Source organism: Streptomyces sp. WAC07094 (assembly GCF_036320405.1).
Lineage (GTDB): Bacteria > Actinomycetota > Actinomycetes > Streptomycetales > Streptomycetaceae > Streptomyces > Streptomyces lannensis.
Window position 1 is genome coordinate 5,784,063 of sequence record NZ_JAVMJZ010000001.1, and the last position, 24,584, is coordinate 5,808,646.

General features: G+C 69.2%; 20 protein-coding genes and 1 pseudogene. 15 read left to right on the top strand and 6 right to left on the bottom strand.

From position 1 onward, the window contains the following. Window positions 1-21: 21 nt before the first annotated feature. Window positions 22-1,239 (bottom strand): alpha/beta hydrolase, encoded by a 1,218-nt coding sequence (locus tag RCR19_RS25515; protein WP_331267242.1) that lies wholly within the window; start codon window positions 1,237-1,239, stop codon window positions 22-24. A 201-nt stretch (window positions 1,240-1,440) separates the two neighbouring features. Next, the gene (locus tag RCR19_RS25520; RefSeq protein ID WP_331267243.1) at window positions 1,441-2,112 is read right to left on the bottom strand and encodes a TetR family transcriptional regulator; all 672 of its coding nucleotides are present in this window, start codon (window positions 2,110-2,112) and stop codon (window positions 1,441-1,443) included. Between the two features lie 113 nt (window positions 2,113-2,225). On the opposite strand from RCR19_RS25520, the gene RCR19_RS25525 reads away from it, so the two are divergent. Together RCR19_RS25525 and RCR19_RS25530 are read left to right on the top strand one after the other, a co-directional pair. Continuing rightward, entirely contained in the window at window positions 2,226-3,854 is a 1,629-nt protein-coding gene (locus tag RCR19_RS25525; protein WP_331267244.1) for an MFS transporter, read from the top strand. Window positions 3,855-4,075: 221 nt separating this feature from the next. After that, complete coding sequence (locus RCR19_RS25530) at window positions 4,076-4,384, top strand: small hydrophobic protein (protein WP_331267245.1); 309 nt, start codon at window positions 4,076-4,078, stop codon at window positions 4,382-4,384. Window positions 4,385-4,411: 27 nt separating this feature from the next. Here the strand turns inward: RCR19_RS25530 and RCR19_RS25535 are convergent, their stop codons facing one another. Continuing rightward, window positions 4,412-5,182, bottom strand: a complete 771-nt coding sequence (locus tag RCR19_RS25535; RefSeq protein WP_331267246.1) for an ion channel — start codon at window positions 5,180-5,182, stop codon at window positions 4,412-4,414. A gap of 84 nt (window positions 5,183-5,266) precedes the next feature. Next, window positions 5,267-8,014 (bottom strand): pyruvate dehydrogenase (acetyl-transferring), homodimeric type, encoded by a 2,748-nt coding sequence (gene aceE, locus RCR19_RS25540; protein WP_331267247.1) that lies wholly within the window; start codon window positions 8,012-8,014, stop codon window positions 5,267-5,269. Between the two features lie 427 nt (window positions 8,015-8,441). Between aceE and RCR19_RS25545 the strand changes: the two genes are divergently transcribed. The 6 genes from RCR19_RS25545 (at window position 8,442) to RCR19_RS25570 (ending at window position 13,040) form a co-directional block, all read left to right on the top strand. Continuing rightward, window positions 8,442-8,879, top strand: a complete 438-nt coding sequence (locus RCR19_RS25545; protein WP_059131400.1) for a DUF3052 domain-containing protein — start codon at window positions 8,442-8,444, stop codon at window positions 8,877-8,879. A 208-nt stretch (window positions 8,880-9,087) separates the two neighbouring features. Further along, window positions 9,088-9,546 (top strand): peroxiredoxin, encoded by a 459-nt coding sequence (locus RCR19_RS25550; protein ID WP_331267248.1) that lies wholly within the window; start codon window positions 9,088-9,090, stop codon window positions 9,544-9,546. 113 nt (window positions 9,547-9,659) lie between these two features. After that, window positions 9,660-10,235, top strand: a complete 576-nt coding sequence (locus tag RCR19_RS25555) for a TerD family protein (protein WP_220294219.1) — start codon at window positions 9,660-9,662, stop codon at window positions 10,233-10,235. 97 nt (window positions 10,236-10,332) lie between these two features. Beyond that, on the top strand, window positions 10,333-10,908 hold the full coding sequence (locus RCR19_RS25560) for a TerD family protein (RefSeq protein WP_331267249.1): 576 nt from the start codon (window positions 10,333-10,335) through the stop codon (window positions 10,906-10,908). Between the two features lie 51 nt (window positions 10,909-10,959). Beyond that, a complete protein-coding gene (locus RCR19_RS25565) occupies window positions 10,960-12,108 on the top strand; it encodes a DUF475 domain-containing protein (RefSeq protein WP_331267250.1) in 1,149 nt (382 codons plus the stop codon). A gap of 200 nt (window positions 12,109-12,308) precedes the next feature. Further along, a complete protein-coding gene (locus RCR19_RS25570) occupies window positions 12,309-13,040 on the top strand; it encodes a Tellurium resistance (RefSeq protein WP_059131632.1) in 732 nt (243 codons plus the stop codon). Window positions 13,041-13,044: 4 nt separating this feature from the next. On the opposite strand, the gene RCR19_RS25575 is transcribed toward RCR19_RS25570, so the two are convergent. Continuing rightward, the gene (locus RCR19_RS25575; RefSeq protein WP_331267251.1) at window positions 13,045-13,878 is read right to left on the bottom strand and encodes a TerD family protein; all 834 of its coding nucleotides are present in this window, start codon (window positions 13,876-13,878) and stop codon (window positions 13,045-13,047) included. 187 nt (window positions 13,879-14,065) lie between these two features. On the opposite strand from RCR19_RS25575, the gene RCR19_RS25580 reads away from it, so the two are divergent. The 4 genes and pseudogenes from RCR19_RS25580 (at window position 14,066) to RCR19_RS25595 (ending at window position 19,326) form a co-directional block, all read left to right on the top strand. Beyond that, a complete protein-coding gene (locus RCR19_RS25580) occupies window positions 14,066-15,232 on the top strand; it encodes an HpcH/HpaI aldolase/citrate lyase family protein (protein WP_331267252.1) in 1,167 nt (388 codons plus the stop codon). Window positions 15,233-15,249: 17 nt separating this feature from the next. Beyond that, window positions 15,250-17,754, top strand: coding sequence for a phosphoribosyltransferase (locus RCR19_RS25585; protein ID WP_331267253.1), 2,505 nt, complete (start codon window positions 15,250-15,252; stop codon window positions 17,752-17,754). After that, window positions 17,751-18,563 (top strand): HAD family hydrolase, encoded by an 813-nt coding sequence (locus RCR19_RS25590; protein WP_331267254.1) that lies wholly within the window; start codon window positions 17,751-17,753, stop codon window positions 18,561-18,563. Before RCR19_RS25585 ends, RCR19_RS25590 begins: the two co-directional genes overlap by 4 nt. Before the next feature lie 104 nt (window positions 18,564-18,667). Further along, window positions 18,668-19,326 (top strand): annotated as a pseudogene (locus RCR19_RS25595) (O-methyltransferase). Between the two features lie 8 nt (window positions 19,327-19,334). On the opposite strand, the gene RCR19_RS25600 reads toward RCR19_RS25595, so the two are convergent. Further along, a complete protein-coding gene (locus RCR19_RS25600) occupies window positions 19,335-19,559 on the bottom strand; it encodes a zinc ribbon domain-containing protein (protein WP_331267255.1) in 225 nt (74 codons plus the stop codon). Between the two features lie 98 nt (window positions 19,560-19,657). Between RCR19_RS25600 and RCR19_RS25605 the strand changes: the two genes are divergently transcribed. The 3 genes from RCR19_RS25605 to RCR19_RS25615 all read left to right on the top strand — a co-directional run bounded on the left by RCR19_RS25605 (window position 19,658) and on the right by RCR19_RS25615 (window position 24,524). Further along, entirely contained in the window at window positions 19,658-20,395 is a 738-nt protein-coding gene (locus tag RCR19_RS25605) for a class I SAM-dependent methyltransferase (RefSeq protein ID WP_331267256.1), read from the top strand. A gap of 730 nt (window positions 20,396-21,125) precedes the next feature. Then, window positions 21,126-23,189, top strand: coding sequence for a transglycosylase domain-containing protein (locus tag RCR19_RS25610; RefSeq protein WP_331269552.1), 2,064 nt, complete (start codon window positions 21,126-21,128; stop codon window positions 23,187-23,189). A gap of 48 nt (window positions 23,190-23,237) precedes the next feature. Further along, the gene (locus RCR19_RS25615) at window positions 23,238-24,524 is read left to right on the top strand and encodes a hypothetical protein (RefSeq protein WP_331267257.1); all 1,287 of its coding nucleotides are present in this window, start codon (window positions 23,238-23,240) and stop codon (window positions 24,522-24,524) included. Window positions 24,525-24,584 lie beyond the last annotated feature (60 nt).

The window sequence follows — 24,584 nt, forward strand, 5'->3', positions numbered from 1 at the left end:
CGGACCGCAATTCCTGTTTCTCTACGCGCGTCCGGCCGACGCCGTGCCGGGCAGATCCGCCCGGCAGACGTCATCGTTGTGGACGCAGTGCACCGCGCGATATGCGCCGACGCCGATCTCGGCGAAGTTGCGCAGGCTCTCGGTGCCGGGCGCGAAGTATCCGGCATGGCCCTTCGCCCCCTGCGCCGACAGCACCCTCGCCCCGAAGGCACGGGAGACCGGGTCGGCGCCGTGGCCGATGCCGCCCACCTCCAGATAGGGCACGTCCTGGATCCAGTCGTCGGCGTCCCGCATCGCCCACACCCGGGCGGGGGTCCGCAGACCGGCGGCGGTACCGGTGCGCATGCCGGGGCTGCCCGCCACCGCCAGGTCGGACACCCGGGACGGCAGCGTGCGCGCAGCCACGCCGCACACCACCGAGCCGTAGCTGTGGCAGTACAGCTGGACGGGGGAGCGGCCGGGCAGGGCGCGGACGAGGGCGTTGAGCCGGACGGCCCCCTCCTCGGCGCGCATCGCCGTCGCCGCCTCCACCCCGAGACCGCTGGGCGCGGTGTAGTCGGCCCAGGCGATCACGGCAGTACGGGTCAGGGGACCGGCCTTCCGCTCGGCCGCGTAGAGCGACTTGGCCATGCCGACCGGCGCCGAGTACGAGCGGAAGGTGCGCTGGAAGGTGAGCAGGTCGGTGTCGACACCGGGGACGACGACGGAGATCCGCTGGGCGCGGTCCAGGTTTCCGAGCACCTCCGCCACGCGCCCCGAACCCTCCGGATCGAAGGCGAGGATCTGCCGGTCCGTCCGCATCAGCGCCTCGAAGCGGTGCATGAGCCGGCCCGCCTCGCGCTGGCCGACGGCCGACAGCCGGTCGTCGTGCATCCGCGCCCGCTCGACCTTGCGCTGCTGGTCGAGGGCGATGCGGTTGGCCGCGTAGCGCAGACGTACCGGCGCCCCGTTCATGTTGCCGACCGCGAGCGGGAAGCGGTGGACGAGCCGGGAGCGCTGCTGGGCGCCGAGCGAGGAGAAGAAGTGCGTGATCCGGTGCGGAGACGCGTCGGCGTCCGGCAGTTTGCGTCCGGCGATCGTCCCGTGCTCCCACGCCGAGCGTGACTCCTGGAGCGGCGTGGGACCTCGGTGGTTGCGAACGGCGGTCCAGCCGGTCGTCGCGAGCATCACGAAGACAACGGCCAGAGCGAGCAGCGCGCGCCAGACGTTGAGTTGCGGGGAGGTGTCGAAGGAAGTCACTGGGAGGACACACTAGGAGAACGGGAGTGTCTCGCGTTAACCGAGTGATGCGTCTCACGTTTCTGTGGCGCCAATTACGGCAAAACGGATGGGTCTTACGTCCGATCGTCACGCTGGGTCGATGAGGCGCGCGTCACTTGACACTCCACGTGGCCGCAGCTTCACTCCGTCGGCCGTGTCCGGCCCCCGGACGCCGGGAATTCAGTTGACGGCGGCGGAGGTGTCGTCCACGCCGTCCGTGCGCCACTTCTCCGCCAGCGCCGGGCGCACGGCGTCCAGGTGCGAGACCGTCAGCTGGTGGATCGCGGCGACGCTGATGTCCTCGCCCGTGCCCCACAGCCGCTCGGTGACGCGCATCACCCCGCCGAACACGGCCACCGCGACACGAGGTCGGGGGTCCGTGTCCACGTCGAGGCCCTCGCGTTCGGCGATCACGCGTGCGATCTCCTCCTCCACCTCGGCCGAACGGCGCAGATGGGTGGCGAAGAGGGCGGGCGTCGACTCGATCAACTGGTAGGTGCGCAGGTGGAGTTCGACCGGGATGATCCGCTCGATGGTCTCCCCGATGCCGTCCCAGCCCTGCAGAACCGCCTGTCGCAGCGCTTCCAGCGGGGCCTCGTCCCGGGGGCGCGCCCGCACCGCGTCGACGAAGTGCGACGCGGCGACGGAGTGGGTGAAGAAGACGGCCTCCTCCTTTCCGGCGTAGTAACGGAAGAAGGTGCGCTGGGAGACGTCCACGGCCGCAGTGATCTCGTCGACCGTCGTCCGTTCGTACCCCTGGGTGAGGAACAGCTCCAGAGCGGCGCGAAGCAGCGCGTCACGGATGCGTTGTTTCTTGCGCTCACGCAATCCTGGTCGCGACGCCGTCTCCATCGGTCCTCTTTCTGGTCGTACGGCCCGGTTGGGTCAAGCCGCGAGTAGCGTGACAGTTACCGACTTGTGAATTGGTTTGTCAATTGTCAGCGGCTGTCACTAACCTCCACCATATGACTAGTCAGACCACCGTCGATGCGACGGAACCGGGGGACAAGACGGCCGGGGCACCGACGGTCCCGGCGGAGCGGGCGCCTGACCGCGGACTGCGCGGACACCCGTGGTTCACCCTGATCACCGTGGCGGTCGGCGTCATGATGGTGGCCCTCGACGGCACCATCGTGGCCATCGCGAACCCGGCCATCGCCAAGGACCTCGGAGCCAGCTTCTCCGACGTCCAGTGGATCACCAACGCCTACTTCCTCGCCCTCGCGGTCACCCTGATCACCGCGGGCAAGCTCGGTGACCGCTTCGGCCACCGGCAGACCTTCCTGATCGGTGTGGTCGGCTTCGCGGCCGCCTCCGGCGCGATCGGCCTGTCCGACAGCATCGCCCTCGTGGTGACCTTCCGCGTCTTCCAGGGTCTGTTCGGCGCGCTGCTGATGCCCGCCGCGCTCGGTCTGCTGCGGGCCACCTTCCCGGCCGAGAAGCTGAACATGGCGATCGGCATCTGGGGCATGGTCATCGGCGCCTCCACCGCGGGCGGCCCGATCCTCGGCGGTCTGCTCGTCCAGCACGTCAGCTGGCAGTCGGTCTTCTTCATCAACGTGCCCGTCGGCGCGCTCGCGCTCGTCCTCGGCCTGCTGATCCTCACCGACCACCGTGCGAAGAACGCCCCGCGCTCCTTCGACCTGCTCGGTATCGCCCTGCTGTCCGGCGCCATGTTCTGCCTGGTCTGGGCGCTCATCAAGGCGCCGGCCTGGGGCTGGAGCGACGGCAAGACCTGGCTGTTCATCGGCGCGTCCGTGCTGGGCTTCGTCCTCTTCTCCGTGTGGGAGAAGCGAGTGAAGGAGCCGCTGATCCCGCTGGGACTGTTCCGCTCGGTGCCGCTGTCCGCGGGTGTCGTGCTCATGGTCCTCATGGCGATCGCCTTCATGGGCGGCCTGTTCTTCGTCACCTTCTACCTGCAGAACGTGCACGGCATGAGCCCGGTCGACGCGGGTATGCACCTGCTTCCGCTGACCGGCATGATGATCGTCGGCTCCCCGCTCGCGGGTGCCGCGATCACCAAGCTGGGCCCGCGCATCCCGCTGGCCGGAGGCATGGCCGCCACCGCGATCGCGATGTACGGGATGTCGACGCTGGAGGCCGGAACGGGCAGCGGCGTCATGTCGATCTGGTTCGCGCTGCTCGGTCTCGGACTCGCGCCCGTCATGGTCGGCGCCACCGAGGTCATCGTCGGCAACGCGCCCATGGAGCTCTCCGGTGTCGCCGGCGGACTGCAGCAGGCCGCGATGCAGATCGGCGGCAGCCTCGGCACCGCGGTGCTGGGCGCCGTGATGGCCTCCAAGGTCGACAACGACCTCGCGGGCAACTGGACGGACGCCGGACTTCCGCCGCTGACCGGGCCGCAGCTCGGCCAGGCCTCCGAGGCGGTGCAGGTGGGCGTGGCCCCGGTGACCCCGGACACCCCGGCCGCCATCGCCCAGAAGATCACCGCGGTCGCGCACGACACGTTCATCTCCGGCATGAGCCTGGCCTGTCTGGTCGCGGCGGGTGTCGCGACGGTCGCGGTGCTGGTCGCGCTGCTCACCAAGCGCGGCGAGAACGCGGAGGCGGGCGCGGGGGCCGCGCACATCTGACGCGGATCCGAGCGCGTTCGTCCGTCGGGACGAAGGCGCTCGGATCCCTCCCGTCCGGCGGACGTCGCAGGTCACAGTGGGTCCGTCCGCCGCCGTGCGACCGGGCGGCCGGTCGGACCGCGGCGCGCCGCCGGCGGCAGCCGCGTGCCGGCAGGACTTGCCGCGGGAAACCGGGGTACCCGCTCATCACGCCCGAACTGACCGATGAGTTCGAGGAGTTGATGATGGCGGGCTTCGGGAACGGCACGCGCAGGTACCCCCGCTCACGCGGCCGGACGTGGTCGCGGACCGGGCCGGATCGCGCGACGCTCGGGATCATAGGAGTCATCTGCGCTGTCGCGGGCTTCTTCGCCCTCGGCATCGTTCTGGGACCGGTCGCGGCCATGTGCGGATGGCTCGCGATGGGCCGAAGCTGGGCGGGCAGCCGCTCGATTCCGGCTCTGGTGGCCCTGGTCCTCGGCGCGATCGACACACTGCTGGCGATCGTCTGGCTGGCCGGAACCGCGACCCCCGGGAACGGACTGCTCTGATCCTGGAGAGCGAGCGTCGGGCCCCGGCTACGGCCGGGGCCCCGCTTCCTCGGGGGCGAGCGGGAGCGGCACGGACGGACCGGACAGCGCGGCCACCTCGGCCCTGAGCGCCCGTACCTCCTCGGTCAGCGCCTCGATCGCCGCCGTCTGCCGGCGCTCCTCCACGTCGTCCTTCTCGAACCGCGCGATGAACCAGGTCGCGATGTTCGCGGTCACCACACCGAGCAGCGCGATGCCGGAGAGCATCAGGCCCACGGCGAGCATGCGCCCGAGGCCGGTGGTCGGTGCGTGATCGCCGTAGCCCACGGTCGTCATCGTGGTGAACGACCACCACACCGCGTCGCCCAGTGTCTTGATGTTCCCGTGCGGCGAGTCCCGCTCCACCGAGAGCACGGCCAGTGACCCGAACATCAGCAGTCCGACGACCGCTCCGGCGACATACGTCGTCAGCCGGATCTGGGAGGCCATCCGCGCGCGCCGCCCCACCAGCATCAGCGTCGACACCAGCCGCAGCAGCCGCAGCGGCTGGAGCAGGGGCAGCACCACGGCGCACAGGTCGAGCCAGTGGGTGTGGACGAACTCCTTGCGGCGCGGCGCGATCGCGAGCCGCACGAGATAGTCCGCGGCGAACGCTCCCCACACCACCCACTCGGTCACCGTGCACGCGACGGTCAGCGACCGGCTCGCCGAGCCGTCCACGATCGGCACGGCGTAGGCGACGGCGAACCCCACCGCGAGCGCCAGCAGAGGTCGCTGGGTGCGCCGCTCCCATCGGGCCTGTGCCGTTCGTTCCTCCATGCCCGCATCGTAAGGAACGCGCAGGGGCGGCGAGGCCGCCGGCCTCGCCGCCCCTCGGCCACCGCGGCCGGGCGATGCGGGGGGTTACGCGTCGCCGCCCGCCGCTCCCGGGTCGGCGGCCGTCACGTCGAGCAGCTGGTAGCGGTCGATCGCCTGCTTGAGCACCGAGCGGTCGATCTTGCCCGACCTGGCCAGTTCGGCGAGGACCGCCACCACGATCGACTGCGCGTCGATGTGGAAGAAGCGGCGGGCCGCGCCCCGCGTGTCCGCGAAGCCGAAGCCGTCCGCGCCCAGCGACTGGTAGGAGCCGGGCACCCAGCGCGCGATCTGGTCGGGAACGGATCGCATCCAGTCGGACACGGCGACGAACGGACCCTCGGCACTGCCCAGCTTCTGCGTCACGTACGGCACCCGCTGCTCCTCCTCGGGGTGCAGCAGATTGTGCTCCTCGCAGTCCACGGCCTCGCGTCGCAGCTGGTTCCAGGAGGTCGCCGACCAGACGTCCGCACGCACGTTCCAGTCCTCGGCGAGGAGCTGCTGCGCCTCCAGTGCCCAGGGCACGGACACGCCGGAGGCCATGATCTGCGCCCGGACGGTGCCCGAGGTGCCCTCGGAGATCCGGTGGATGCCCTTGAGGATGCCCTCGACGTCCACGCCGGCCGGCTCGGCCGGCTGCCGGATCGGCTCGTTGTAGACGGTCAGGTAGTAGAAGACGTCCTCGCCGTGCGGGTGCTCCGGCGAGGAGCCGTACATCCGCCGCAGACCGTCCTGCACGATATGGGCGATCTCGTACGCGTAGGCCGGGTCGTAGGCCACGCATCCCGGGTTGGTCGAGGCCAGGAGCTGCGAGTGGCCGTCCGCGTGCTGGAGGCCCTCACCGGTCAGAGTCGTACGGCCCGCGGTCGCACCGAGGGCGAAACCGCGCGAGAGCTGGTCGGCCATCTGCCAGAACTGGTCACCGGTGCGCTGAAAGCCGAACATCGAGTAGAAGACGTACACCGGGATCAGCGGCTCGCCGTGCGTGGCGTACGCCGACCCGGCCGCGATCAGCGACGCCGTGCAGCCCGCCTCGGAGATGCCGTCGTGCAGCATCTGGCCGGTCGGGGACTCCTTGTAGGCGAGCAGCAGGTCCCGGTCGACCGATTCGTACTGCTGGCCGAGCGGGTTGTAGATTTTCGCGCTCGGGAAGAACGAGTCCATGCCGAAGGTGCGGTACTCGTCCGGGGCGATCAGCACGAACCGCCGGCCGATCTCCTTGTCCCGCATGAGGTCCTTCAGCAGCCTCACGAACGCCATGGTGGTGGCGATGGCCTGCTGACCGGAGCCCTTCTTGACCCCCGCGTACGCCTTTTCGTCGGGAAGGGGCAGGGGCTTGGAGCGCACGACGCGCGTCGGGACGTACCCGCCGAGCGACTTGCGCCGGTCGTGCATGTACTGCATCTCCTCCGTGTCCCGGCCGGGGTGGTAGTACGGCGGCAGGCCGGACTCGAGGTCCTTGTCGGAGATCGGCAGGTGCAGCCGGTCGCGGAAGTGCTTGAGGTCGGCGACCGTCAGCTTCTTCATCTGGTGCGTGGCGTTGCGGCCCTCGAAGTTGGGGCCCAGGGTCCAGCCCTTGACGGTCTTGGCCAGGATCACCGTCGGCTGGCCCTTGTGCTCCTTGGCCGCCTTGAACGCCGCGTAGATCTTGCGGTGGTCGTGACCGCCACGGCCCAGGTGCAGGATCTGGTCGTCGGTCATGTTCTCGACCATCGCGCGCAACCGGTGGTCGTCGCCGAAGAAGTGGTCCCGGATGTACGCGCCGGACTCGGTCGCGTACGTCTGGAACTGGCCGTCCGGCGTGGTGTTCATCTTGTTGACCAGGATGCCGTCCCGGTCCTGCGCCAGCAGCGGGTCCCAGGTGCGGTCCCAGATCAGCTTGATCACGTTCCAGCCGGCACCCCGGAAGACCGACTCCAGCTCCTGGATGATCTTTCCGTTGCCGCGCACCGGGCCGTCCAGGCGCTGGAGGTTGCAGTTGACGACGAAGGTCAGATTGTCCAGGCCCTCGCGGGCGGCGATGGACAGCTGCCCCAGCGACTCAGGCTCGTCCATCTCGCCGTCGCCGAGGAAGGCCCACACGTGCGAGCGGGAGGTGTCCGCGATGTCGCGCGCGTGCATATAGCGGTTCATCCGGGCCTGGAAGATCGCGGAGATCGGGCCGAGACCCATGGAGACCGTCGGGAACTCCCAGAAGTCCGGCATCGAGCGCGGATGCGGATAGCTGGAGAGCCCGTACGGGGCCTTCGACTTCTCCTGGCGGAACCCGTCCAGGTGACGCTCGGAGAGCCGGTCGAGGAGGAAGGCCCGCGCGTAGATGCCGGGGGAGGCGTGGCCCTGGAAGAAGACCTGGTCACCGCCGTCGCCCTCGTCCTTGCCCCGGAAGAAGTGGTTGAAGCCCACGTCGTACAGCGAGGCGGAGGAGGCGAAGGTGGCGATGTGGCCGCCGACCCCGATTCCGGGTCGCTGGGCGCGGGAGACCATGACGGCGGCGTTCCACCGCGTGGCGTTGAGGATCTTGCGCTCGATCTCCTCGTTGCCGGGGAAGAACGGCTCGCTCTTGGTGGGGATGGTGTTGACGTAGTCCGTGCTGCGCATCTCGGGCACGGCCACGCGCTTCTCGCGGGCCCGCTCGATCAGACGGAGCATCAGGTAGCGGGCCCGCTCACGGCCGCGCTCATCCACTGCGGCGTCGAGGGAGTCGAGCCACTCCTGGGTTTCCTCGGGATCGAAGTCAGGAACCTGACTAGGAAGGCCGCCAATGATGATCGGATTGCGATCGGATCCGGAAGCCACGCTGTTCCTTACCTGTCAGAGGGCCACTTTTTCCTTGTGCCTGCACCGATCCCCATCGTGTACCTCGGGGAAGGGAAACGTCATCTCTACCGTGAGGTAACCACAGTGGCGGATCGGTTCTTCGGGGACGCTCACGAGCAAAGCGACACGATACGCCCAGGCGGTGACGGGCCCCGCAAAGTCATTCGACTCTCGTACCCACGGAGGATTCCGGAATGCGCAAACCGGGCAGAACGGTGTGGTGTGGATCACCATCCGACGCGATACCGTGCCTGGAGTTGCGGCGACACGGCCAGGATCGTCACCGTTTCGGCGGTCTGAACCGCCGGGTACTTGCGCGATCCGCCGCGCCCGTGTGGACTACGGCCAACGCTTCGCGTACGCGCGTGGCTGAGATATTCGACAAGACATGATCAGGAGGCAAGCCGTGAGCGCGACCGCGGACCACGCGGAGGAGAGGACGAACCCTGCCGCGAGGCTGGGGTTCCAGCCCGAGCAGGTGGTCCAGGAGATCGGCTACGACGACGACGTCGACCAGGAGCTCCGCGAGGCCATTGAGGAATTCATCGGCAGCCAGCTCGTGGACGAGGAGTACGACGACGTCGCCGATGCTGTGGTGCTGTGGTTCCGCGACGAGGACGGCGACCTGACGGATGTCCTGGTGGACGCCACCACGTACATCGAAGAAGGCGGCTCGATCCTGCTCCTCACCCCGAAGACGGGTCGTACGGGCTACGTGGAGCCGAGCGACATCTCTGAATCCGCGACGACGGCGGGTCTGTCGGCGTCCAAGAGTGTCAGCGTGGGCAAGGACTGGAGCGGGTCCCGGCTGGTGACGCCGAAGGCGGCCAGGTCCAAGAGGTGACGCTCCGCCGGACCGGCCGGTCGCCGGGGCGGCCGTAACGGGGCTTGCGCCCCGGACCCCACCCCGGCCCTCACGTCCTCGTCCGCGAAGTCGCTCGAGCACGGGATCCCGAGGACGGGCTGAACGCTCAGCCCGTCCTCAGGCCTGCTGTGACCGCTGCGTAGGGTGGGTCCGACTCGACCAGCCCCACCGGAAGGGAAACAGGCCCATGGCGATCCAGGTCGGCGAGAAGGCCCCCGACTTCGAGCTCAAGGACAACCACGGCAGGGCCGTGCGGCTCGCCGACTTCCGTGGCGAGAAGAACGTGGTGCTGGTCTTCTACCCGTTCGCCTTCACCGGCGTCTGCACGGGCGAGCTCGGCGCGCTGCGCGACAGCGAGCCGGCGTTCGTCAACGACGGCACCCAGCTGCTCGCCGTCTCCAACGACTCCATCCACACCCTGCGTGTCTTCGCCGAGCAGGAGGGCCTGGAGTACCCCCTGCTCTCCGACTTCTGGCCGCACGGCAACATTTCGCGCGCCTACGGCGTCTTCGACGAGGACAAGGGCTGCGCGGTGCGCGGGACCTTCATCATCGACAAGGAGGGCGTGGTGCGGTGGACCGTGGTCAACGGCCTGCCGGACGCGCGCGACCTGAACGAGTACGTGAAGGCGCTCGACACCCTGTGATTCTCGGGTCCCAAGGCCTGCGGGGTACGGGAACCCGTCACTAGGATCGACTCGTTGATCCGATGCCAACGCACTACGGGGCTCCCCGCCCCTGGACACCAATGGAGGGACTCGTGGGAGTCAGCCTCAGCAAGGGCGGCAACGTATCGCTGACCAAGGAGGCCCCGGGCCTGACCGCGGTCCTCGTCGGTCTGGGCTGGGACGTCCGCACCACGACCGGTACCGACTTCGACCTCGACGCCAGCGCCCTGCTGCTGAACACGTCGGGCAAGGTCGGCAGCGACCAGAACTTCGTCTTCTTCAACAACCTCAAGAGCCCGGACGGCTCCGTCGAGCACACGGGCGACAACCTCACGGGCGAGGGCGAGGGCGACGACGAGGTGATCAAGGTCAACCTCGCCTCGGTCCCGACCGACGTCGAGAAGATCGTCTTCCCGGTGTCGATCTACGACGCCGAGAACCGCCAGCAGTCCTTCGGCCAGGTCCGCAACGCGTTCATCCGTGTCGTCAACCAGGCGAACCAGCAGGAGATCGCGCGGTACGACCTGAGCGAGGACGCCTCCACCGAGACCGCCATGGTCTTCGGTGAGCTGTACCGCCACGGTGCGGAGTGGAAGTTCCGCGCCATCGGTCAGGGTTACGCCTCGGGCCTGCGCGGTATCGCGCAGGACTTCGGCGTCAACGTCTGAGCAGCCTGAACCGCATCGTCCGGCGTCGCACGGTTTGAGTGCGGCGCCGGACGCGCAGGACAAGCAGAGCAGCACCATCTCGGGGAGGACCAGCATCATGGGTGTCACGCTCGCCAAGGGGGGCAACGTCTCCCTCTCCAAGGCCGCACCGAATCTCACGCAGGTGATGATCGGGCTCGGCTGGGACGCGCGCTCCACCACCGGAGCACCCTTCGACCTCGACGCCAGCGCGCTGCTGTGCAGCGGCGGCCGGGTCCTCGGTGACGAGTGGTTCGTCTTCTACAACCAGCTCCAGAGCCCGGACGGGTCGGTGGAGCACACCGGGGACAACCTCACCGGCGAGGGCGAGGGCGACGACGAGTCGATCCTGATCGACCTCTCCAAGGTCCCGGCCCAGTGCGACAAGATCGTCTTCCCGGTCTCGATCCATCTGGCCGACGATCGCGGTCAGACGTTCGGCCAGGTCAGCAACGCCTTCATCCGTGTGGTCAACCAGGCCGACGGTCAGGAACTCGCCCGTTACGACCTGAGCGAGGACGCCTCCACGGAGACCGCGATGATCTTCGGCGAGGTCTACCGCTACGGCGCCGAGTGGAAGTTCAGGGCGGTGGGACAGGGGTACGCATCCGGTCTGCGCGGAATCGCTCTAGACTTCGGAGTCAACGTTTCGTAAAGCCGGGTACGGCGACGGGGGAGTCCCGTACAGATTCGGATTGGGTAGCCAGTGCTTTTGAAAACCTTCGGCTGGTCGTTCGTGGTCACCGCGGTCGGCCTGGTCCTTGCGGTCCTCTACGGGGGGTGGACCGCCTTCGGCATCGTGGCGATCCTGTCCGTCCTCGAGATCTCGCTGTCCTTCGACAACGCCGTGGTCAACGCGGGAATCCTGAAGAAGATGAGTGCCTTCTGGCAGAAGATCTTCCTCACGGTCGGTGTGCTGATCGCGGTCTTCGGTATGCGACTGGTATTCCCCGTCGTGATCGTCGCCGTCACGGCGAAGAAGAGCCCCATCGACGCGGTGAACCTGGCGCTGACCGACAAGGACCAGTACCAGCAGCTCGTCACCGACGCCCACCCGGCGATCGCCGCCTTCGGTGGGATGTTCCTTCTGATGATCTTCCTGGACTTCATCTTCGAGGACCGGGACATCCAGTGGCTGCGCTGGATCGAGCGCCCGCTTTCCAAGCTCGGCAAGGTCGACATGCTGTCGGTCTGCATCGCGCTGATCGTCCTGCTGATCGCCTCCATGACCTTCGCGACCCACGCCCACCAGCACGGCGGCGCGCACATCGACAAGGGCCAGACGGTTCTGATCTCCGGCATCGCCGGTCTGATCACGTACATGATCGTCGGCGGTCTCTCCGGCTACTTCGAGGACAGGCTCGAGGACGAGGAGGAGCGGGAGAGCGAGGCGGAGGAAGAGGCCGCGCGCTCCGGCAAGGAGCGCTCGGCGGTCCTGCTCGCCGGCAAGGCCGCGTTCTTCATGTTCCTCTACCTGGAGGTCCTGGACGCGTCCTTCTCGTTCGACGGTGTGATCGGCGCCTTCGCCATCACGAACGACATCATCCTGATGGCGCTCGGCCTCGGCATCGGCGCGATGTACGTCCGGTCGCTGACCGTCTACCTCGTCCGGCAGGGCACCCTCGACGACTACGTCTACCTGGAGCACGGCGCGCACTACGCGATCGGCGCGCTGGCCGTGATCCTCATGGTCACCATCCAGTACCAGATCAACGAGGTGATCACCGGTCTCGTCGGTGTCGTCCTCATCGGCTGGTCCTTCTGGTCCTCGGTACGCCGCAACCGTGCGCTCGCCGCGGCCGAGGGAAAAGCGGCGGCGTCGGACGCGAAGGCTGAGGTCTCGTCCGGGGTGTAGGGGCAGGCGTTCCCCTTCGAGGTCCGGTCGGCCCCGGGGCGTACGAGCCCCGGGGCGCACACCCTCCCGCACGTCGGCGACGGTTTCGCGGGTGTGGACCGGGCCCAGGTGAGGAACGCTCTGTGCGGGGCGGCAGCGAGGACACGTCCTCGGCGGCCGCCCCGCGGCTGTTGAACCGTGTAGTGACACAGGGGGCGGGCATGAGCTTCTGGGACGGCGTGTGGCGCGGACGCGCGACGGAGTTCGACTCGGGGAGCGCGGCGAGCAATTCGATCGAGCTGACCAAACGGCACCAGCGTGTCTCGCTGACCAAGCAGGGCGCGGCCACCGGCAACCTGCGCATCAACCTGTCGTGGCGGATGCGGACCTCGGACATCGGCGGTCCCGAGCGGGGCAGCCTGCTGAGGCACCCGTTCCGGATGTTCACCCCCGAGGTCGTGCAGGCGCACACCCAGAGCATGGTCAACGTCGACCTCGACCTCGGCTGCATGTACGAGCTGGCCGACGGCACCAAGGGTGTGGTGCAGCCGCTGGGCAGCTTTTTCGGGGAGCTCAACGACCCGCCGTACATCAAGCTGAGCGGTGACGACCGGTTCGGTTCCGGCTCCGGCGAGACGATCTTCGTCAACCTCGATCACCGGGACGACTTCAAGCGGCTGCTGATCTTCGTCTACATCTACGACCAGACCCCCGCGTTCGACCGTACGCACGCCGTGGTCACGCTCTACCCCAGCAACGGCCCGCGCATCGAGATCGGCCTGGACGAACGCCACCCGCAGGCCCGCTCCTGCGCGGTCGTCCTGATAGAGAACGTCAAGGGCGAGATCGTCGTCCGCCGTGAGGTGAAGTTCGTGTACGGCTTCCAGGCCGAACTGGACCGGCTCTACGGCTGGGGTCTGCAGTGGGGCCGGGGCTACAAGACGAAGGCGTAGCCTGCTACCGGCCGATGAACTGCGGCCCCTGCGGCGGGAGAGTGAAGTTCGGGTCCAGGGCCGGTGCCGCGGTGGGCGGATAGCCGTAGGCGGGCGCCGTCGCCGGGGCCGCCTGCGTCTGCGGATAGCCGTAGGCGGGCGGGCTGGCCGGCTGGGGATAGCCATAGGCCGGCTGCGTCGACACCGGCTCCGCCGGATAGCCGTAAGCCGGCTGCTGCGGCACCGGCTGCTCCGGCGGCAGCGGCAACGAGATCTCGGCGGCGGCCGGGACCCCTCCGGTCTCGGCGGGTGCCTCCGACTCGTCCACCGAGATGCCGAAGTCGTTCGCGAGGCCCTTCAGCCCGTTCAGATAGCCCTCGCCGAGCGCCCGGAACTTCCAGGCGTCGCCGCGCCGGTACAGCTCCCCGCAGATCAGGGCCGTCTCGGCGCCCGTCTCCGGTTTGATGTCGAAGTACGCCAGTGGCTCCCCGTCGGCGGCCGCCGCGTCGTACAGGAGGATGCTCAGCGACCGGACCTGGTCGAAGGTGACGTCGTCCGCGGAGGCGACCAGCAGCACCCGGCCCACGCCGGGCTCCATGCCCGCCAGGTCCGTCTGGACCGTCTCGGTCAGCCGGTCCGCCTCCCGCTTCTTCCCGAGCAGCCGGACCTTGCCCGAGGGGTGCCGGGGCTGGTTGTAGAAGACGAAGTCCTCGTCGGACCGCACCCGCCCTTCGGGGCCGAGGAGCAGCGCCGAGGCGTCCACCTCGGGAGCGCCCTGTCCCGCTGCCCAGCGCAGCACCGCCCGTACCGCCGTGACCTCGAGCGGTACGTTCGACCCCTTCAGCATCGCGTGCGTCATGGCGTCATCCTGCCTTCCCCGTCAAGGTCACGACAACGCGGGGGTGGACCCCCGCCGCTGCGCCGATGTACCACGGACACAGCCGAGTTACCTGAACTTCATGCCCAACGGGAACCCATGACATGGAGTTCTACGTAGTATTACCGGCCACCACTTTTCGGGCAGTCCAGCACCACGGGGGAGTCTCATGCGTCATTTCGGGCATATCGCCCCTGAGGAGCGGCGGCGGCTCTTCCATCAGGAGCCCGCCGTCTTCACCGCCGACGCGCCGGCCCGTGTGCTCGCGGTGGCCCTCGGCGCCACCCTCTACAGTCCCGCGACCCGTCCGCAGCTCGCCGACGACGTGGTCAAGCAGGCGGGCCGGGGAGTCGTGTCCATGGTGCTGTGCCTCGAGGACTCCATCGACGACGCGGACGTCGTGGACGCCGAGGAGAATCTGGTCCGGCAGTTCACCGATCTCGCCGGGCGCCGGGACGTGGAGCTGCCGCTGCTCTTCATCCGGGTCCGTGTCCCCGAGCAGATCCCGGACCTGGTGGCCCGGCTCGGTCCGGCGGTCCGGCTGCTGTCCGGTTTCGTGCTGCCGAAGTTCACCGAGGAGCGGGGCGTCCCCTTCATGGAGGCGCTGACCGGGGCCGTGACGGCGAGCGGGCGCAGGCTCTTCGCCATGCCGGTTCTCGAGTCCCCCTCCCTGCTCTACCTGGAGACCCGCCGGGAGACGCTGGAGGGCATCTTCCGCACCGTGGACAAGTACCGCGACCGGGTGCTCGCGCTGCGCCTCGGCGTCACCGACTTCTGCTCCTCGTACGGCCTGCGCCGTGCGCCCGACATGACCGCCTACGACGTCCAGATCGTGGCCTCCGTGATCGCCGACGTCGTCAATGTCCTCGGGCGGGCCGACGGCACCGGATTCACGGTGACCGGGCCCGTGTGGGAGTACTTCAGGGCACAGGAGCGGATGTTCAAGCCGCAGCTGCGGCGCAGCCCCTTCATGGAGGGGGAGGTCGAGGAACTGCGTGAGACGCTCATCGAGCACGACCTGGACGGGCTGCTGCGCGAGATCTCGCTCGACCGGGCCAACGGCCTGCTCGGCAAGACCTGCATCCACCCCTCGCATGTGATGCCCGTGCACGCACTGTCGGTCGTCAGTCACGAGGAGTTCAGCGACGCCCAGGACATCATGCGGCCCGAGCGGCTCGGCGGCGGAGTGCTGCGCTCCGCGTACACGAACAAGATGAACGAGGTGAAGCCGCACCGCGCCTGGGCGGAGCGCACGCTCCAGCGCGCCGAGGTCTTCGGTGTGGCGGGCGAGGACATCGGCTTCGTGGAGCTGCTGGCCGCCGGGCTTCCCGGCTGACACCGCCGCCGACTGAGATGGAACCGAGGAAGAACGTGGTCTGGTCCGGGACGTGGGTCGCCGAGCGGCTCGGGGTGGAGCTGGTCGGCGACGAACGGCTGACCGATCTGCTGGGTCTCGCGCTGCGGCGCAACCCCAAACGGGCGCATCTGCTCGTCTCGAACGTGCTGGGCAAGCACGTTCCTCAGTCACCGGCCGTCGTCTACGGCCATGGGTTCGCGCTCGGCCGCCGGGTGCGGGAGCTGCTGGGCGGCGACGGCGGGGGCCGGTACGGCTCGGGCGGACGCGGCGCAGTGGTCCTCGGCTATGCGGAGACGGCCACCGGGCTCGGTCACGCCGTCGCGGACGGTCTCGGCCTCGCCCCCTACCTGCACTCCACCCGCCGGCCCGTCGAGGGCGTCGCCCCGGCCGGCGGTTTCGAGGAGTCGCACTCCCACGCCACCTCGCATCTGCTGCTGCCGGAGGATCCGGCGCTGCTGGCCGGCGACGGTCCGCTGGTCCTGGTCGACGACGAGTTCTCGACCGGCAACACGGTCATGAACACGATCCGCGACCTGCACGAGCGGTATCCGCGCGACCGGTACGTCGTCGTCGCGCTGGTCGACATGCGCTCGGCCGCGGATCTGGGGCGCCTGGAGGCCTTCGCCCGGGAGATCGGCGCCCGAGTGGACCTGGTGGCGGCGGTCTCGGGCACGGTGCGGCTGCCGGAGGGGGTGCTGGAGAAGGGCCAGGCACTGGTCGCGGAGCACGAGAGCGCCGTGCGACGTACGGAGTCGGACAGCGCGTCCGGCGAGGCATCCGGCCACCGGTCCGACGAGTTCGGCCGCATCGCGCGGGTGAGCCTCGGCTGGCCCGGCGGTCTGCCCGACGGCGGACGCCACGGCTTCACCCCCGAGCACCGGGTCCGTCTGGAGCGTGCGCTGCCCACCATGGCGGCGCGGCTGGCCGAGGCGATACCCGGCGCGGCCCGACGCGTCCTCGTGCTCGGCTTCGAGGAGCTCATGTACGCTCCGCTGCGGCTGGCCCGGGAGCTGGAGCAGGTCGTTCCCGCCGAGGTCCGCTTCTCCACGACCACCCGCTCGCCCGTCCTCGCCGTGGACGACCCCGGCTATGCGATACGCAGCCGGATCGCCTTCCCCGCGCATGACGACCCGGCCGACGGCCCCGGCGAGCGCTACGCCTACAACGTGGCGGGTGCCGGCTTCGACGCCGTCGTCGCCGTCGTGGACTCCGTGGCCGACACACCCGCACTGCACGCCCCGGGCGGCCTCCTGGACCGGCTCGCCGCCCACACCCCGCACGTCCTGCTCGCGGTCGTGCCCAGCCACGTCCCCGCGCCCCGGCACGTCCCCGAAAGGCCCGCCATGCTGCCCGAGCCACTTCGTGGCCCCGCTTTCTCCTCGTACGCGCCCGACGAGGTCGGCTGGCTGCTCCAGGACCTCTCGGACGTCACCCTGGAGGCGCCGACCGAGGAACGCGAGGAGGCGATCCAGAGCGGCGGCGCGCACTACGCCGAGTCGCTGCCGGTGGAGTACCAGCCGAGCGAGCAGTACCAGGAGCTGTTCCACGCGGCACTCGAGACGTCCGCCGCCCGTATCGCGCAGGCCGTCGGCGTGGTCACCGAGACCATCCTCGCCGAACGGTCCCCGCGTCCGGTCCTCGTCTCACTGGCCCGCGCCGGAACCCCCGTGGGCGTCCTGATGCGCCGCTGGGCGCGGTACCGCCACGGCATCGACGTGCAGCACTACGCGGTGTCCATCGTGCGCGGACGCGGTATCGACGCCAACGCCCTGCGCTACCTCGCCGACCGGTACGACCCCGCCGACATCGTCTTCGTCGACGGCTGGACCGGCAAGGGCGCCATCACCCGGGAACTCGCCGAAGCGATCCGGGAGTTCGAGGAGTCCGACGGCATCACCGGCTTCGACCCGGAGATCGCGGTGCTCGCGGACCCGGGCTCCTGCGTACGGACCTTCGGCACGCGCGAGGACTTCCTGATCCCGTCCGCCTGCCTCAACTCCACGGTCTCCGGGCTGATATCCCGCACGGTGCTGCGCGCCGACCTGGTCGGGCCGCACGACTACCACGGCGCGAAGTTCTACCGCGAACTCGCCGGAGCGGACGTCTCGGTCGCCTTCCTCGACACCGTCTCGGCCTGCTTCACGGAGGTCGAGGACGCGGTCGACGCACTGACCAAGGAACTGCTCTCCGGTGACCGCGCGCCGACCTGGGAGGGCTGGGCGGCGGTGGAACGCATCAGCGAGGAGTACGGCATCCACGACGTGAACCTCGTCAAGCCCGGCGTCGGCGAGACCACGCGGGTACTGCTGCGCCGGGTGCCCTGGAAGATACTGGCCCGGTCCGGGGCGGGCGCCGACCTGGACCATGTGCGGCTGCTGGCCGGGCAGCGGGGTGTGCCCGTCGAGCTGGTCGACGAACTTCCCTACACCTGCGTGGGGTTGATCCACCCCAAGTACACCCGGGGCGCGACCGGCGCCGACGGCAAGGCGGTGACGGCATGAGTCCCGTTCTGGTCGCCAGCGACCTCGACCGTACGCTCATCTACTCGTCCGCGGCGCTCGCGCTGACCATGCCGGACGCCAGGGCGCCCCGGCTGCTGTGCGTCGAGGTGCACGAGAGCAGGCCGCTGTCGTACATGACCGAGACCGCGGCCGCGCTGCTCACGGACCTCGGCGACCGCGCGGTGTTCGTGCCGACCACCACCCGCACCCGCAAGCAGTACCAGCGCATCAACCTGCCCGGCCCGGCCCCGACGTACGCGATCTGCGCGAACGGCGGCCATCTGCTCGTCGACGGTGTCGCCGATCCCGAGTGGCACGCAGCAGTCGTCGCCCGGCTCGCCGAGGAGTGCGCGCCGCTGGAGGAGGTGCGGGAGCACCTGGCGGCCACCGCCGACCCGGTGTGGCTGCGCAAGCACCGGGTCGCCGAGGACCTCTTCGCCTACCTCGTGGTGGAGCGCGAGCTGCTGCCGGAGGAGTGGGTGAAGGAACTGGCCGCGTGGGCCGAGAACCGCGGCTGGACGGTGTCCCTGCAGGGCCGCAAGATCTACGCCGTGCCGAAGCCGCTCACCAAGAGCGCCGCCGTGCGGGAGGTCGCCCGCCGTACCGGGGCCGCGCTCACCCTCGCCGCCGGGGACTCGCTGCTCGATGCGGACCTGCTGCTGGCCGCCGACCGCGGCTGGCGCCCGGGGCACGGCGAGCTCGCCGACGCCGAATGGACGGCACCGGGCATCACCGCCCTGCCCGAGCGGGGCGTGCTGGCCGGAGAGCGGATCCTGCGGGAGTTCCTGAAGGAGGCGGGCCAGGCCTGACCCGTCCCCGTCCGGCACGACCCGCCCCGTTCGGGCGACCCCGGGATACGGTGGAAGGGAGCCCGAAGCGCTCAGGATCTCGGGGCGGGCCGGAGGAGGACCGGGTGGCCAAGGGGAACGGGACGCCGCTGACGGACGAGCTCTACGCGTACATGCTCGGCCACAACCCACCGCTGGACCCCGTGCAGCGGATGCTGGTCGAGGTCACGCACACCCGGCTGCCACTGGTGGCGGGCAAGCAGGTCGCCGAGGAGCAGGGGCCTCTTCTGGCCTTTCTGGTGCGGCTGACCGGGGCGCGGCGGGTCGTCGAGATCGGGACCTTCACCGGGCTGTCGGCGCTGTCCATGGCGCAGGCGCTGCCCCCCGACGGAACCCTGCTGACGTGCGACGTCCGCGAGGAGTGGACGGAGTACGCGCGGGCCGGATGGGCGAAGGCGGGGGTGTCCGACCGGATCGAGCTGCGGATCGCGCCCGCGATCGACACATTGCGGTCGCTGCCCGGCGGGCCGCACATCGACATGGCGTTCATCGACGCGGACAAGGACAACTACGTCGCGTACTGGGACGAGTTGGTGCCGCGCATGCGTCCGGGCGGTCTGCTCGTGGTGGACAAATCTTCTACCGCGGCGGCGTGACGGATCCCGGCGCGTCCGGACTCGCCGCCGCCATCAGGGACTTCAACGACCATGTGACGGCGGACGAGCGGGTCGACAGCGTGATGGTGCCGGTGGCGGACGGGCTGACCCTGGCGCGACGGCGCTGAGCGGGTGCTCAGCCGCAGCAGCCGCCGCCGCAGCACCCGCCGCCCGCGCCGCCGCCCGCCCGGGGAGCCGGCGCCGGGGCCGACGCGCTGCCGCCCACCGCGACGGTCGACAGGAGCTTCACCGTGTCGTCGTGACCGGACGGGCACGTGGCGGGGGCGGAGGACTCCGCCATCGGACGGCTCAGTTCGAACGTGTCACCGCAGCTGCGGCAGCGGTACTCATAGCGTGGCATGGGCACAGGCTAACCGGCGGCCACCGGCGATCCCAGGACATCGGGGGGCCGGAAGCATTCCCGGGACGTGTCACGAAGACGTCGAAAGGTGCTGAAGAGTGTTCGACGACCAGGGGCGAGAGCCGGGAACGGACGACCGCAGGGCACGGGTCGGCGCGGTACGCCGCCGGCTGGTGCGGGAGGGACCGCCTCGGACTCGGGGTGGTGCGGCGGACTTCGAGACGATCTCGGTGCCCGAGCACACCTGCGATCGGCTGCGCGACCTGCTGATCGCCGAGGGCGCGCAGACGGTCGTCGAGATCGGTCTCGCCTACGCCGGTTCCGCGCTCGCGATCGGTGAGGCACTGGTCACGGTCGCCCCGCCGCGTCCCCGGCACATCATCGTCGACCCGTACCAGGAGCGCGACTGGTCCCTTGCCGGCTGGGACCTGCTCCGCTCGGCCGGACTGGACTCGATCGCCACTCTGCTGTCCGCTCCGTCGTCGATCGCGCTTCCGCGGCTTCTCGCCGAAGGCCTCGTCGCCGACGCGGCGTTCGTCGACGGCAGCCACCGGTTCCACGAGGTGTTCGTCGATCTCTACTTCCTGCGCAAGATCGTCAGACCCGGTGGGCTGATCGTCCTCGACGACGTCCGGTCACCCTCGGTGCGGACCGCGCTGTGCTACTACGAGCGCAACCTCGGCTGGACGGTGATTGCCGACGCCTTCCCCCGTGAGCCGGAGGCTCCGACGGCGGCCGTCGGTGATCCTCGGGCCGAACCGGCACCTCGCTGCGCAGCCGTTCGCTTGCCCGACCCTTCGTTCGAGCCGCCCTTCGAGGAGTTCAGGACGTTCTGATCCCCCTGACCGCAAGAGCGTCCGGCTGCCCGCGGGGCCACCGAGATCGCCCCGGAGGGGGCGTGGGTGACCCGAGTGTCTTCTCGACATCTCCTTACTCTCCATGAGTTGGCCACTTCTCTGCCACTCCTGATCCGGTAGATCACAGAGGCCGCTGATAATTTATAGAAGCCGCGAGGAGCCGCAACGTCGTGAGGGGGCTCGCAGCCATATGTGTGGCAGCTGCATCTACCCGCGCGCGCAAGACCGAGTGCGGAGGGAGACGCAGTGGTGACCGAGGCACGGCAGCGAACAGAGGGCCGGCATCCACAAACGCGTGCGTGCGAGAGGGTTCACCGTGACTAGCGGGAACGACGGCCGTCCCGAGAACACCGAGGTGACGCCCGAACAGCCGCGGGAGCGCCGCCCCGAGGACGAGGCCCGGACCGGGAAGTCCTTCGATCCCGACACCACCATGCAGTTGAAGGCCGGAGCGTCCCTGCCTCCGGACACCACGATGCAGTTGAAGGCCGGGGTGCCCCTTCCCCCGGACGCCTCCGCGCAGTCGAAGGCCGGAGTGTCCCTTCCCCCGGACGCCTCGGCGCAGTCGAAGGCCGGAGTGTCCCTTCCCCCGGACGCCTCGGCGCAGTCGAAGGCCGGAGTGCCCCTTCCCCCGGACGCCACCATGCAGTTGAAGACCATGGAGTCCGCGGACCCGGACGACGTCGCGCCGGTGAAGCCGGACGTCACCATGCAACTGCGAATACCCATACCGAAGTTGGGCCCCCGGCGTAGCGCCCGCCAGAAAGCCGCCTCACCCCCGCCGCTCGCCCGTCTCAAGGCCCGACTCGAACCCCACGCGCGCAGGCTCGCGCCCCACGTCCGCAGGCTCAGGCCGGTCTACCCCCGCCCGGGCCGGATCGGCTGGCGGCGCTGGATGCCCTCCTGGCGCCAGTGGCTGGGGGCCGTACTGGCGTCCGCCGGCCTGAGCGGGGTCTTCCTCGCCGTGGCGTACGCCGCGACGGACATACCGCAGAACCTGAACACGTACGCCACCCAGCAGGACAACGTCTACTTCTGGTCCGACGGCACACCGATGGCCCGCACCGGCTGGGTACAGCGCCAGGCCATGCCGCTGAAGGACATACCGGAGCAGGTCCGTTGGGCGGTACTCGCCGCCGAGAACGAGAGCTTCTACTCGGACCCCGGCATTTCCGTCTCGGGTCTCACCCGCGGCCTGTGGCGCACGGTCGGCGAGGGGGACACCGAGGGCGGTTCGACCATCACGCAGCAGTACGTGAAGAACGTCTATCTGACCCAGAACCAGACGGTGAGCCGCAAGTTCACCGAGGCGATGATCGCGCTCAAGCTCGACAACAGGATGAGCAAGGACAAGATCCTCGAGGGATACCTCAACACCAGCTGGTTCGGCCGCGGCACCTACGGCATCCAACGGGCCGCCCAGGCCTACTACGGCAAGGACGTCAGCCAGCTCGACGCGGGCGAGGCCGCCTTCCTCGCCTCGCTGCTGAAGGGGGCGGGCCTGTTCGACCCCACGCTGAGCAAGGCGAACCACGAGCGGGCCGTGGAACGCTGGTCGTGGATCCTCGACCGGATGGTCGAGATCGGCAAGCTGTCGCCGTCGGAGCGCGCGAAGTACCGGACCTTCCCCGAGCCGCTCAAGCAGAACCCGCTGTACAACACCGGCAAGCAGAGCGACTATCTCGTCGAACTGGCCTCCCAGTACGTCAAGAAGTCCGGACACGTCTCGGACAAGCAGTTCGACCTGGGCGGCTACCAGATCTACACGACCTTCGACCGCAAACGGGAGGAGGCGCTCACCGACGCGGTGACCAAGGCCCGTAACCAGGGCCGCAAGGACCACCCCGAGTCGGCGAAGACCGCCCACTACGGCGCGGCCACTGTCGCCGCGGACGGGCGCATCCTCGCGGTCTACGGCGGCCCCGACCACCGCACCCAGGGGTACAACGAGTCCAACGCGACCACCGTGCAGGCCGGTTCGGCGTTCCTGCCGTTCGTCTATGCCGCCGGCCTGGAGCACGGTGTCTACAAGACCAGGAACGGTCCGGCCACCCCTGTCACCCCGGAGTCGCTCTACGACGGTGACGACGGCGTTCCCGTGACCACGCCCGAGGGACCGTACTGGGACCGCAGCGGCAAGAAGGTCGCCGCCCACAACGACGGCAACAAGTCCTACGGGCAGATCGGTCTGGGGCAGGCACTCGCCCTCTCGGTGAACACCCCCTTCATGCAACTGGGCATGGACACAGGACTGAACAAGGTCCGCGACACCGCGGAGGCGGCCGGACTGCTCGCCTCCAGCATGGGACCGCAGGTGCCCGCGCTCTCCATGGGCACCGCCACGCCCAGCGCGATCCGGATGGCCAGCGGATACGGCACGTTCGCCGCGGACGGTACGCACACCGAGCCCTACTCGGTGCGCCGTGTGACCCGCAACGGTTCCAAGGTCGCGCTCAAAGTGCCGGGGACCCGGAAGGCGTTCGGCTCCACCGTGGCCCGCCAGGTGACCGAGGCGCTGACGGAGTCCTTCCGCACCGCTCATCCGGACGCGGCCACCGCCACCGCCCCGGTGGCCGGCAAGGCCGGAACCACGCACGACGACACGGCGTCCTGGTACGTCGGGACGGCCGCATCCGTGTCGACGGCGGTCGTGGTCTACCGGATCGACCTGTCCAAGAGCCTCGAGCCGCTGGAACTCGACGGGCTCGCCGGCACCACGGCCGGCAGCGTCCCCTACGGCATCTGGTCCAAAGCCATGAGTCCACTCGGCTGACGACGGCGCCGAGACACACCCCCCGCCTCCTCCCGGAACGAGCCGCCTGTGACGAAGAAGAACGGCCACCGCCGCCGCAGCGCACGCCCCACCCGCACCAACAACCGCCGCAACATCACCCTGGCGGCCCTTCTCGCCGTGGCGTCCGTCACGGTGACCTTCCTGGCGGTGGCCCGGCACGACGACACGGCGCCGACCGCCTCCGCCGGCACCGAGCGGAAGGACGACAGGGCCGCCGCCAAGCCGACCGCGACGCCGAAGTGGGACGGCAGGACACAGGTCATCGGCGACGGCTCGACCTCCTACACGGGACCGCAGAAGGGCTCGCTGAAGCCGAAGCCGCTCAAGCCCGGTGAGAAGCCGCCCCAGTTCGTGGTCTTCTCCTGGGACGGCGCGCTGGAGGGAAGCGACCATCTCTTCTCGCACTACCGGGAGTTGGCCAAGGAGTACAACGCCCACATGACCTTCTTCCTCACGGGCATCTACCTGCTGCCCAAGAACAAGAAGGATCTCTACCACCCGCCGCAGCACGAGGCGGGCGACGCGGCCATCGACTACGCCACCGACGAGCACATACACACCACGCTGGAGCAGCTGCGCCAGGCGTACAACGACGGCAACGAGATCGGCACCCACTTCAACGGGCACTTCTGCGGTGCCAAGGGCGGCGGCGACTGGAGCGTCGACGAGTGGAAGAGTGAGATCGACCAGTTCTACTCCTTCGTCGAGAACTGGAAGACCAACACCGGCTACAAGGACATTCCCGCGCTGCCCTTCGACTTCGAGAAGGAGGTCACCGGCGGACGGGCGCCCTGCCTGGAGGGCCAGCCGAACCTGCTGAAGGCCATGAAGGGTTACGGCTGGCGTTACGACGCGAGCTCCCCGGGCGACTTCCAGATATGGCCGGTGAAGAAGAAGGGCATCTGGGACTTCCCGCTGCAGATGCTGCCGTACGAGGGCGGCAAGTACCAAGGCCTGTCCATGGACTTCAACTTCCTCTACAACCAGTCGGCCGGTGAGACACAGGGCGACGCGTCGAAGTACGCCGAGTGGGAGGAGATGACGGTGGACTCGTACATGGCCGGTTTCGACCGCGTCTACTACGGCAGCCGGGCCCCCCTGTTCGTCGGCAACCACTTCGAGGACTGGAACGGCAGCATCTACATGAAGGCCATCGATCAGGTGGTCAAGAACGTGTGCACCAAAAAGGGCGTCCAGTGCGTCTCGTTCAAGGAGCTGGCCGACTGGCTCGACGTGCAGAAGCCGGAGACGCTGGAACGTTTGCGCAGCCTGGACCCGGCGCAGTCGCCTGACTGGTCGACGGTGGTCAAGTGACGCTTGGGACAGTCCGGTTCCACTTGTGCGTCCCCTCTTCACAACCGTCACACAGCCCGT